Consider the following 11,236-nt stretch of genomic DNA (forward strand, 5'->3'; position numbering starts at 1 on the left):
CACGATCACGGGAGGCCGATGTGCGCGCCCGGGCCGAGGGGCAGGTCGAAGCCGTAGAAGATGCCGAGGATCGCCAGCCAGATCGCCATGAACGGCACCACGAAGATGGCGAGCCGGGAGATCAGTGTGCCGAGGCGGGCGTCCGGCTCGTACTGGCGGAGCATCGCGAGGATCAGGAACAGGTAGGGGTTCATCGGCGTGATGACGCCGGTGGCCGAGTCCCCGATCCGGAACGCCGCCTGGGTGAGGGCCGGGCTCATCCCCATCAGCATGAACGCGGGGATGAAGACCGGCCCCACCAGCGACCACAGGGCGGAGCCGGAGAGGATGAACAGGTTGAGACAGGAGACCAGCAGGACGAACACGATGATCGCCCAGAAGCCGGTCACGCCCATGGACTCGAAGAGGGCGGCCCCCTTCACGGCCAGCAGCACACCCACGTTGGACCAGGTGAACAGGGCGATGACCTGGGCGGCGACGAACATCATCACGAGGTAGCCGGACATGGTCTTCACGGACTCGGTGACGGCCGTCGCCACGTCCTCCGCGCCGGTGAGCTTCTTCACCGTGAACCCGTAGGTCAGCCCGGCCAGCAGGAACGCGCCGAAGAGTACCGGCACGATGCCCGAGAGGAACGGCGAGGGCACGAAGGCGCCGCCCTCGCCGCGCAACGGAGCCCCGGCCGGCAGCCACAGGGCCAGCACCCCGCCCAGGTAGGCGAGAACGACCAGGCCGGTGTAGAGCAGCCCCCGGCGCTGGACGGGAGTGAGCGTGAGGTCCTGCTGCTCGGGCTCGTCCGCGCCGGCCTCGTACGTGCCCAGGCGCGGTTCGAGCACCCGGCTGATGAGGAACCCGCCGACCGCCGCGAGCACGACGCTGCTGGCCGCGGTGAAGAAGTAGTTGATCAGCAGATGGATATCGAGCCCCTCGGCGGCCGGGAGCACCGAGGCGGCCTGCTGGGTGATGCCCACGTACAGGGCGTCGAGCGAGCCGATGGTGAACCCGGCGGCGTAGCCCGCGGTCACACAGGCGAAGCCCCCGATGAGGCCCGCGACAGGGTGCCGTCCGGCGCTCTTGAAGACCAGCGCGGCGAGCGGCGGCAGCACGATGGCGGCGACGTCGCTCATCATGTGCGCCTGGCTGGCGATCAGCGCCACCGCGTACGGCAGCACCGGGCGCGGCACCCTCGCCAGGGTGGCCCGCATCACCGTCTCCAGCAGGCCGGTCTTCTCCGCGAGCCCGACCACCATGATCAGCACGAGTACGGCGCCGATCGGCGGGAACGTGGCGAAGTTGACGATCAGGTTCTCCACCAGCCAGCGCACACCGTCGCCGCTGAAGAGCCCGGTGATGTGCTTGGTCTCGTCGGTGCCGGGAACCTTGACGGACACGCCGCCCAGTTCGAGGCCGGTGGAGACGGCGGCCAGCAGCAGGAAGAGGCCGGCGAAGAGGACGATCGGGTTGGGCAGGGCGTTGCCGACCCGCTCGATGAGGGAGAGGACCCGGTCGAGGCCGCTCGGCCGGCCCGTCTCCGGGGACTTGCTGTCCGGTGCTGGGAGGTCGGTCAGTGAGGACATCACGGTTGCCTTCCGGTCGGGGCGGCTGGGAGCGGGAGGTCGAGCAGGTCCTTGCGTACGACGCCGTCCTGGACGACGCAGACGATGCGGGCGGGATCGCCGAGGACGCCGATGTCGGTGAGCGGGTCGCCGTCGCAGACAATCAGGTCGGCGGTGCGGCCGGCGGTCAGGGTGCCCAGCCGGTCGGCGACGCCGAGGAGTTCGGCGGAGGTGCGGGTGCCGGCGACGATGGCGTCCATCGGGTCCATGCCGAGGTCCACCAGGTAGCTGAGTTCCATCAGGTTCACGCCGTGCGGGCCGACGGCGGCGTCGGTGCCGAGCGCGATCCGGGCGCCGTACTCGATGGCGCGGGCGATGTTCTCCTTGGTCAGCCCGGACCAGCGGACCTTCTTCTGGTAGTGGTAGTCGGGCATCGTGTCCTTGTTGATGCCGGCGTACACGGTGGACAGCGTCGGCACGACGAAGGTGCCCTGCTCGCCCGCCATGTACAGGGCCTGCTCGTCGAGCCCGTAGCCGTGCTCGATGCTGGTCACACCGCCCCGCAGCGCGTTCAGGATGCCCGCGTTGCCCTGGGCGTGGGCGGCGACCGGCTTGCCGCCGTGGCGCCGCGCCTCGTCGACGACGGCCCGGATCTCCTCCTCCAGGAGGCCCTCGTCGTCGGGCTGGTCGTAGGGGCTGCCCATGCCGCCGGTGGCGCAGATCTTCACCAGGTCGGCGCCCTCGCGCAGCACCCGGCGCACGGCCAGCCGGGCCTCGTCCGCCGTGTCGGCGATCTCGGACATCCCGGCGCTGAGGTCGGTGCCGTCGGGCAGGCGCACGTCGGCGTGACCGCCGGTGTGGCTGATGATCCGTACGGCCGTGTGCAACCGTGGACCGACGATCCGGCCGGTCTCGACGGCGGTACGGTAGCCCGCGCTCAGCCCGCCCAGGTCGCGGGCGCTGGTGATGCCCGCGTCGAGGGTCTGGCGCAGCCGCCCGGCGGTGTCCAGGGTGACCAGGACGGGGTCGAGTTCGGCGCGGCGGCCGGGCGGGGAGCCCTGCGCGTAGGCGAGGTGGACGTGGCAGTCGAAGAAGCCGGGCAGTACGGTACGGCCGCCCGCGTCGATCTCGCGGACCGGGGAAGCATTCCCGGGAGCCGTGGGCGCCGTCGCGGCGGCTCCCGCGTAGGTGAGGGTTCCCTCGGCGTCGACGATGACGACGGCGTCGTCCACCGGGGCCGAACCGGTGCCGTCGATGAGCCGGGCGTGGTGGATCCGCAGGGCGGTGCGGGGGGCCTCGGGGGCCGTGGCATTCGTCATCGGATGCGGTCACTCCTCTGTTGTCGGGAACTGTCGGGAAGTGTTGGGGACATCGGGGACGGTCACAGGCGTTCGGGACCGGTCGGGGTCAGGAGAAGAGGAGTGTGGGATGCGCGGAAATACACCGGGTCACCACGCAGATTTCAGGTCCGATTCCCTCGCTGTGCGCAGGGATGTGCCGCCCATGGGGGTGCAGGATTCTGCCGCCGCGGAAGTCGACGGGCTCAATGGACTCGATGAGCTGGACCGGGGTGTCGTCCACGCCCTGCAGATCCATCCCAGGGCGCCGTGGAAGCTGGTCGGTGAGGTGCTCGGGGTCAACCCGGTGACGGCCGCGCGCCGTTGGCACCGGCTCACCGAGGCGGGTCTGGCGTGGGTGACCGCCTACCCCCGGCTGTCCAACTCCCGGATCGTGGTGACCGCCGTGGTCGAGGTGGACACCGAGCCGGGCACCGCTCAGGACGTGGCGCGGGCCCTCGCGGCGGATCCGGCGGTGACGAACATCAAGCTCACGGCGGGCGGCCGGGACCTGGTGGCGTCCGTGGTGACCCGGAGCCTGGACGAACTCGCGCACCTCACCACGCTGTTGTTCCAGCGGACCCCCGGGGTACGGGCGACCCGCACCCATGTGTCGACGGGCCTCCCGACCGAGGGCAGCCGGTGGCGGCTGCGCAGCCTGGACGCCGTCCAGAGCGCCCGTATCGAGGCGGCACTGCCCGCGCCCTGCCGGCCCGCGCTCGCGGACGAGGCGGGCTGGGACGCCTTGGACGCCCATCTGCTCGAACTGCTCAGCACGGACGGCCGGTTGTCCCTGCGGGACCTGTCGGCGGCGACGGACGCCAGCCTCACCACGGTGCGGCGCAGACTCCAGTCGCTGCTCACCTCACGGCTGAGCCTGCGCTGCGATCTGGCCCGGCCGCTGTCGGGCTGGCCGCTGTCGGCCGTGTACTTCGCCTCGGTGCCGGGGCAGTTCGTGGCGGAGACCAGCAGGGCGTTGTGCGGGGTGCGCGAGGTCCGCTCGTGCGCGATCACGGCGGGCCCGCACAATCTGGTGATCGACGTGTGGCTGCGCGACCTGCACGACGTGCACGACTTCGAGGCGCATCTGTCGCGGCAGTTGCCCCGGCTCACGATCGACGACCGGTCGGTGGTGCTGCGGACGGTCAAGCACATGGGGCGGCTGCTGGACCGGGACGGGCGGTGTGTGGGGGTGGTGCCGCTGCGGCATCCGCAAGGGTGACGCTAAGTGTTGTCGGTTCGCTGCGGCGCCGTCGTGGCTGGTCGCGCAGTTCCCCGCGCCCCTTTGGGGCGCCGACAGCGCGGGTCGGGAGTCGTCCCGGCCCGCGCTGTCGTGTTCGGTCGGTGGGTCAGCCCAGGAGCTTGGTTGCCAGGGTCGTTGCGTTGTACGAGCCCCAGCCGGTGGTGAAGTCCCAGCCGGTGGCGGCGGAGTAGGCGCCGTTGCTGCCGCTGGTGATGTCGTGGAAGCCGGTGCCGCTCGCCGAGTAGAGGGCAGGGTTGGCGAAGCCGAGGTTGGCCTCGCCGGCCGCCGCGGCCTGCTGGTTGTAGAGGGCCGCGAAGGCCGCCCACTCGGGCGCCGCCGCGCTGGTGCCGCCGACCGTGCCCCATGAGCCCTGGGAGTAGATCGAGACGCCGGGGCTCGGGTTGGCGTGCGCCGAGACGTCCGGGACCTGGCGGAAACCGCCGCCCGCGCTCTTCTGGACGGCCGTCTGCCAGCTCGGGATCTTGAAGACGGAGGACTTGCCGCCACCGCCGCCGGACCAGGCCACCTCCTTGCTGAAGGCGTTGGCGGAGGTCACGGTCAGCTTGGTGCCGCCGACGCCCGTCACGTACGGGTCGCTGGCCGGGTAGTCGACGGACGTGCCGCCGTCGCCCGCGTCGTCGGAGCCGTCGTCGCCGGAGGCCGCGTAGAAGCCGAGTCCCTGGGCGGCGCCCGCCTTGAAGACGGCGTCCACGGCGTTGATGTTGGAGGTGGTGCGGGCGCTCTCGGCGGCGCCCCAGCTGATCGACGTGGTCGGGATGCCGCTGTCGACGATCGCCTGGTACGTGTCGACCTCACCGGCGTCGGAGTTGGGCCCCTCGAACACGGTGACGTTCGCCTTGGGGGCGATGGCGTGCAGGACCTCGATGTCCAGCTCCACCTCGACCTGGCCGTCGCCGAGCGCGCCCGAGCCGCCGTCCACCTTGGACACGGTCGGGGTGGGCGAGCCCAGGCTGTAGTTGGTGTCGTACTTGGTGATGTTGGACTGCTGGAAGCCGTCGAACTCCAGCAGCGCGATCTTCTGGCCGCTGCCGGTGTAGGTGCCGGAGACGTTGTAGCCGCCCTTGAGCTGGGCCGGGGTGTAGCCGCCGCCGGGGCCGTTGCGGGGCGCGACACGGGACGTCGACTGGTGGTGCAGCTGGACGCGGTTGTTGAGGCCCGCCACATCGCTGACCAGGGAGGCGATGGAGGTCGGCAGGGTCGGCGCGCTGTCGTTCGCGTAGAACGCGCGGCCGGACCCGGCGTCCTTCCAGGTCGACAGCTTCGTACCGAAGGCCTTCTCCAGCTGGGCGGCGGTGCCGCTGGCGTCGACGAGCAGGTTGCCCGAGTGGACCTTGCCGACGGTGAGGCCCTGGGCGCGCAGGTAGTCCTTGAGCTGCTTGACCTCGGCGTCGGTCCGGCCGAAGCGGGCCGCGAACTGACTCTTCGTCAGATAGTGGCCGTAGGAACTCGACTTGGGGTCGCTGACCTTGGCGACGAAGGTGTCGAGCGCTTTGGCGTTTCTGGGGGCCAGGCTGATCGCCACCGCTATGCGCTTCCCGGCGGCGACCTTGCCGGTGCGGGTCGCGTGGGTGTTCAGGCCCTTGAGGACATCTCCGGTGACGGCCGCCCGGGTCGTGTGCGGCTGGGCGATGTTGGCGGCGTAGGCGGTGGGGACGGCGGCGGCGAGCAGGACCGGTGCGGCGACCAGGCCGAGCAGTTTCAGACGTGACTTCACTGACGTCCTCCGAGGAGTGGGGGGTGGCTGTCCCTGAAGCGGAACGGCTTCACCGTAGGAACGGCGGCCCCTCCCCCATAAGCGGGGGAACCCTTGCTCTCCGTGTTAACTGCACATGTCACGTCAACGGCGTGTGTCGAGTGAGCGGGACACCCGCAGCCGCCCCGGCTGACTCACCGTCACTTCCTGTGCCACGGGCCCCGCTTGGTCGTCGTCGCCGTATCCCACGGCGGCCCCGGAGGCGAGGACGGCGACCGCCATCGCGTGGGCCAGCGCGGTGCGCGAGCGGACCCCGAGCTTGCGGTAGACCCGCGAGAGGGCGCCCTCGACCGTCTTGACGCTGATGAACAGCCGTGCGGCGACTTCCCTGTTGGTGGCCCCGCCGCCGACGAGTTCGGCGATCCGGGCCTCCGTGGGGGTGAGTTCGGGTCCGCCCGCCTCACCGCTGCGGTCCCCGGCGTCCAGCCGCGCCAGCTCGACCCGGGCGCGTGCCGCGAGGGGAGCGGCGCCGATCCGGGTCGCGGTCTCCGCCGCCTCACGGAGGACCGTGCGCGCCGAACTCCGGTGCCGTGCACGGCGTTCGACCGTGCCGAGGGCGATCAGGGCGCGCACCAGCTCGACGGGCAAGGGGAGTCGGCACAGCCGGTCCACGGCGGTACGCAGCCGGACCGCCCCCTCCTTCGCCCGGCCGAGCGCCGCCTCCCGCAGCCCCTCCGCCCGCTCCAGAGCCGCGAGTACGCTCCCGGGCGCATCGCGGGGCACCCGGGTACGGGCATCGTGGAGGACGGCCCCGGCCGCGTCCGTCTCGCCCAGGACGACCAAAGCCTCGGCCAGGTCCGCGTACCAGTGCAGCAGCGGCGGGTCGGCCGCGCACATCGCCTCGCCCAGCTGCTTGACGCGTTGAAGTGTCTCGACGGCGGCAGCGGCACCCCGTGGGTCGCCGTCGAGCAGCTGGGCCTGGCCGAGCACCGCGAGCGCGCGCAGCAGGAACAGCCGGTCGCCGTCCGCCTCGGAGGCCCGTACCGCCTGTTCGGCGAGGTGCCGGGCCTCCTCCGCGGTGCCACCGGCGGTCGCGGCGAGGGCCGCCGCGTACAGCGCGGGGGCGGTCTGTACGCCCGTCCCGGTCAGGGTGCGCGAGCAGCGGGCGGCAGTGCGCAGAGCCTCCTCGCAGTGTCCGGCGCGCACCTGGATCCGGGTCAGCGCGACGAGGGTCGCCACGGTCTCCTCGACCCCGGCGAACTCGCCGATCTCCGCGAGGAGTCGGGTGACCCGCTCCCCCGCCTCGGTGACCTTGTCGGAGTCCAGGGCGAGGATCGCCCGCATCCGGATCAGTCCCCAGCTGTCAGGCCCTGCGTCGGCGCCGCCCGCCGACGCGAGCGCCTCCTCCAGGGCCGCGTCGGCGGCGACCGGCTCCCCGGCCAGGGACAGCACCCGGGCGAGGGTGGCGAGCGCCCCGATCCCGGTGTCCGTGTCACCGGCCAGGGCCGCCTGCCGGGCGGCGCGCCGGGCATGCCGGGCCGCCTCCGCCAACTCCCCGCACAGCAGCCCTCGTACAGCCGCCCAGTAGTGCAGCCAGGCCTCCGCCTGCGGATCGCCGGCCGCGTCCCGCAGGCCCTCCTCGATCAGGTCTCGGGTGCCCTCCAGAGCCTGCCCTGCGTTGCGCAGCAGGATCACCCGGGCCCGCGCCCGCTGCCGTGCGGAACCCGACCCCGCGAGCACGGTTCCGGCCGCGTGGCCCGCCTCCTCCGACAGGCCGCCGTCACAGGCGTATTCGGCCGCGGCGAGCAGCCGGTCGGCGCGGTCCTCGGGGTGGTCGGCGGGAGTGCGCAGGGCGGCGAGACCGGCCAGCTCGAAGGCGGCGTCGGGGGTGCCGTCGCGGCGTACGACCTCGGCCGCGGACATCAGCGCGCGGGTGGTGGTCTCGTCCTCGTACGGGTGGGCGAGGGCGAGATGGCGGGCCCGCTCCACGGGCTCGGTGACCGCGCGGGCCAGCAGGGCGTGCGCCTCGCGGCGGCCGTACTCCGGTGCGTCGGCGTAGACGGCGGCCCGGAGCAGTGGATGCCGGAACCGTACGGTGCCGTCGGCGCCGGCCGTCGCGATGCCGAGCCGTTCGGTCTCCGCGAGGTCCGCGACGGGGTCGGGGAGACCGGCGGCTCGCAGGAGGGTGAGGGTGGGGTCGTCGGCGGCGCTTGTAACGAGGAGGGTGTGGCGAGCGGGCTGCGGCAACGAGTGCGTCGGGGCGAGGAGTTGGAGGCGGAGTCTTCGGGGTACGGGCAGCGGGCGGCCGAGGGGCCCGGGGTCACGCGGGGCGGCTCGCGCCAACTCCCGTGCGTACGAGGGGTTTCCGGCGGCGGTGTCCTGGATCGCCCGCAGGACGGCCGGTGGCAGATCGGCGCCGACGGCGGTGCGCACGAGGTGGGCCGTCTCGTCGTCGTCGAGCGGCGGTACGGGGAGTTCGAGGGTGTCCGGCGGGCAGCAGCGCAGCCGTTCGGGCTGCTCGCCGTCGGCGACGCGTTCGGCGGCCACCATCCGTATGCCGAGGCCCTGGACACGGCGTACGGCGAAGGCGAGCACGTCGGCGGTCGGCTCGTCGAGCCACTGGAGACCGTCGACGACGAGGAGTACGGGGCCTGCGGCGGCGAGGGCGCGCAGTACTTCGAGGACGGCGACGCGCACCGTGAGACGGCTCCGGTCGTCGGCCGGTTCGCGGTCGAGGAGCAGGGCCGCCCGCAGTGCCGCCCCGGGTTCGGGCCGCAGCGCCTCCAGGCAGCTCTCCGGCACCCGGGCGAACAGGTCGACGAGACCGCCGAACGGGAGCCGGACGTCCTCCGGAGCGGGCGAGCAGTACAGGACTGTTCCGGACGGGGACGCCATGAGGGCGGCCACGAGCGTGGACTTCCCGATGCCCTCGGGGCCGTGCAGGAGCACTCCGTGCCGGACCGTCAGCGCTGCTCGGGCGGCGTCGAGCAGCTCGCGGCGACCGGTCACGGGCGATTCGCCCGGGTACGGCTGGTCGCGGGGCACTGGATCATGTGCCCATGACAACCTTGGCGGTTTCGGCTTGTCAATGAGGTCCGTGTCGCACCTGGGGTGGGTGGGGCACGATCCGGGGCCCTTGAAAGTCTCGAAGGCGAGGGGGCGCCCTCGACGTCGATGTGGTGGATGTCCACCACGCGTCCCGGTACGTGAGACAACCCCGCCTTCTCGGCCTGGATGCCCCATTCCGCCATTGACGTACGACAAGACCGCTCCGTAGCATCGCGTCCGGCATTGAGTGTCAGCGTCAAGCCCTGGCTCGCTGACCGGCAACCCTCCCGCGCGGTGGGGTGCTCCAGGTGAAAGCCCGGCGGGATCACCGATGACTCCCGCAAGCGCGTGGCCCCGTGACCGGGGCCGGAGACGGGGAGGACCGGTATGCGGCACAGCGGTGACCTGCCCGCCTCCTTCGCCGACGCCACGCCGTTCTCCCGGCTCTCGCGCCGACGCCACATCGATCTGAAGCGCTCGACCAGCTGCCTCTGTCGACCCTGACGAGCCCGGCCCGCGCCGGTTGACGTCCGTCACCGGCCGACGCCTCTTCGCGCTTTCCCATGCCACCGCTCCCGGTGTCGCCTCCCCCTGACCACCTGTCTGTACAGCGCTCCCCTGCGGCCGGTGCCGATCCGGCCGGGGCCGCACGCCCATGCGCGGCCGTGCCTCCCATGACACCCCGTGCCTGGTGATACGAGTAGGAGAAACCCTCCGTGACAGCACTCCCGGATTTCAGACTCTCCCGTTGGGCGCCCTTGGCGGCCCTGCTGACCACCAGTGTTCTGCTGACCGCCTGCGGGTCGGGCGGTGACGACTCCGCCGGCGGCAGCGGCAAACCGAGGTCCGGCGGCACCCTGACCTTCGCGGTGAGTTCCGACGCGGGCTGCGTGGACCCGCAGCAGTCCGGCAGCAACGAGAGCATCTACTCGGTACGCCAGACCGTGGACTCCCTGACCGACCAGGACCCCGAGACCGGCAAGATCGTGCCGTGGCTCGCCAAGAGCTGGGACATCAACGCCGACGCGACGCAGTTCACGTTCCATCTGCGGTCGGGCGTCACCTTCAGCGACGGGTCGAAGCTGACCGCGCAGGTCGTCAAGGACAACTTCGACGCGGTGCCGAAGCTCGGCGCGCTGGGGAGCCTCCCCCAGGGTTATCTGAGCAGCGTCGAGAGCACCACCGTGGTGGACCCGCTCACCGTGAAGGTGACCTTCAAGGAGCCCAACGCGCAGTTCCTGCAGGCGACTTCGACCCACTCGCTGGGCATCGAGTCGTCGGCGAGCGTGAAGAAGTCCCCGCAGCAGAAGTGCAGCGAGGGCGCGATCGGGTCCGGGCCGTTCGTGCTGAAGCAGTATGTGCAGAACCAGTCGATCACCCTGGTCAAGCGCACCGGGTACGACTGGGGCTCCGCGCTGTGGTCCAAGAAGGGCGAGGCCTATCTGGACAAGCTGGTGTTCAAGGTCGTGCCCGAGGCGGGGGTGCGGGCCGGCAGTCTCCAGTCCGGGCAGGTGGACGCGATCAGCAGCGTCGGCAAGGCCAACGAGGCGGCGCTGGGCGGCGGTCAGGTCACGCTGCTGCGCCGGGCCAACCCCGGTGTGGTGTTCGGCCTGGGGGTCAACAACTCCCGGCCCGTGTTCAAGGACGCCAAGGTGCGTCAGGCGATCTCGGCCGCCGTCGACCGCAAGCAGATAGCCGACACCGTGTTCCCGACCGGCACCCAGCCGGCGACCAGCGTCCTGGCGCACACGACGCCCGACTACACGGACCTCTCCGCCGACCTCGCCCTCGACACGGCCAAGGCCAAGTCCCTGCTCGACGAGGCCGGTTGGAAGGCGGGCGGCGACGGCATCCGCGCCAAGGACGGCAAGAAGCTGAGCCTGACCATCGCCTGGTTCCCCAACGCCGCCACCAACCAGCCCGCGCTGGAACTGGTCCAGCAGCAGCTGAAGGACGTCGGGATCGACGTGGTGCTCAAGCAGGGCCAGGTCAGCCAGTTCGCCACCACGCTCCAGGGTGGTGACTTCGACCTGGTGTGGAGCAACGTGACCCGCGCCGACCCCGACATCCTGCGCAGCTCCTTCTCCAGCAAGCTGGCCAACTTCTACCGTCTGCCGGCCAGTTCGCTGGACACGACGCTGGCCGGGCAGGCCGCGACCACGGACAGCGCCAAGCGCGAGCAACTCGTCGCCGAGGCACAGAAGTCGATCGTGGAGAACGCGTACAACGTGCCGGTGGTGGAGCTCCAGACCCAGCTGGGCCTGTCCAAGAAGGTGCACGGTCTCGCCTTCGACTCGGGCAGCCGTATCCAGCTGCACGACACCTGGATCGGCTGACT

General features: G+C 71.6%; 7 protein-coding genes and 1 riboswitch. Of the genes, 3 read left to right on the forward strand and 4 right to left on the reverse strand.

Translation table 11 applies throughout. The features are described 5' to 3' along the window. Window positions 1-5: 5 nt before the first annotated feature. Together ACFYXF_RS18360 and ACFYXF_RS18365 are read right to left on the reverse strand one after the other, a co-directional pair. On the reverse strand, window positions 6-1,577 hold the full coding sequence (locus ACFYXF_RS18360) for an AbgT family transporter (RefSeq protein WP_389350618.1): 1,572 nt from the start codon (window positions 1,575-1,577) through the stop codon (window positions 6-8). Beyond that, window positions 1,577-2,875 (reverse strand): amidohydrolase family protein, encoded by a 1,299-nt coding sequence (locus tag ACFYXF_RS18365; RefSeq protein WP_389350619.1) that lies wholly within the window; start codon window positions 2,873-2,875, stop codon window positions 1,577-1,579. Before ACFYXF_RS18365 ends, ACFYXF_RS18360 begins: the two co-directional genes overlap by 1 nt. Window positions 2,876-3,059: 184 nt before the next feature. Here ACFYXF_RS18365 and ACFYXF_RS18370 point away from each other — a divergent pair, with 184 nt between their 5' ends. Beyond that, window positions 3,060-4,115, forward strand: a complete 1,056-nt coding sequence (locus ACFYXF_RS18370; RefSeq protein WP_389350620.1) for an Lrp/AsnC family transcriptional regulator — start codon at window positions 3,060-3,062, stop codon at window positions 4,113-4,115. A 127-nt stretch (window positions 4,116-4,242) separates the two neighbouring features. On the opposite strand, the gene ACFYXF_RS18375 is transcribed toward ACFYXF_RS18370, so the two are convergent. Together ACFYXF_RS18375 and ACFYXF_RS18380 are read right to left on the reverse strand one after the other, a co-directional pair. After that, window positions 4,243-5,871, reverse strand: coding sequence for a protease pro-enzyme activation domain-containing protein (locus ACFYXF_RS18375; RefSeq protein ID WP_389350621.1), 1,629 nt, complete (start codon window positions 5,869-5,871; stop codon window positions 4,243-4,245). A gap of 123 nt (window positions 5,872-5,994) precedes the next feature. Then, window positions 5,995-8,859: an AAA family ATPase gene (locus ACFYXF_RS18380; RefSeq protein WP_389350622.1), complete on the reverse strand. Its 2,865-nt coding sequence runs from the start codon at window positions 8,857-8,859 to the stop codon at window positions 5,995-5,997. Window positions 8,860-9,137: 278 nt separating this feature from the next. Beyond that, window positions 9,138-9,251: riboswitch (SAM riboswitch) on the forward strand. 34 nt (window positions 9,252-9,285) lie between these two features. Here ACFYXF_RS18380 and ACFYXF_RS18385 point away from each other — a divergent pair. Both ACFYXF_RS18385 and ACFYXF_RS18390 read left to right on the forward strand, forming a co-directional pair. Continuing rightward, the gene (locus ACFYXF_RS18385) at window positions 9,286-9,402 is read left to right on the forward strand and encodes a putative leader peptide (RefSeq protein ID WP_389350623.1); all 117 of its coding nucleotides are present in this window, start codon (window positions 9,286-9,288) and stop codon (window positions 9,400-9,402) included. 212 nt (window positions 9,403-9,614) lie between these two features. Then, on the forward strand, window positions 9,615-11,234 hold the full coding sequence (locus ACFYXF_RS18390; RefSeq protein WP_389350624.1) for an ABC transporter substrate-binding protein: 1,620 nt from the start codon (window positions 9,615-9,617) through the stop codon (window positions 11,232-11,234). Window positions 11,235-11,236: the final 2 nt, after the last annotated feature.

It is taken from the genome of Streptomyces sp. NPDC002680 (assembly GCF_042889145.1).
Taxonomy (GTDB): domain Bacteria; phylum Actinomycetota; class Actinomycetes; order Streptomycetales; family Streptomycetaceae; genus Streptomyces; species Streptomyces adonidis.

What these genes read in the sequence shown, in the direction of transcription:
- ACFYXF_RS18370 (WP_389350620.1), top strand. Translation starts at nt 3,060, where the DNA reads ATGGGGGTGCAGGATTCTGCCGCCGCGGAAGTCGACGGGCTCAATGGA.
- ACFYXF_RS18365 (WP_389350619.1), bottom strand. Translation starts at nt 2,875, where the DNA reads ATGACGAATGCCACGGCCCCCGAGGCCCCCCGCACCGCCCTGCGGATC.
- ACFYXF_RS18385 (WP_389350623.1), top strand. Translation starts at nt 9,286, where the DNA reads ATGCGGCACAGCGGTGACCTGCCCGCCTCCTTCGCCGACGCCACGCCG.
- ACFYXF_RS18360 (WP_389350618.1), bottom strand. Translation starts at nt 1,577, where the DNA reads ATGTCCTCACTGACCGACCTCCCAGCACCGGACAGCAAGTCCCCGGAG.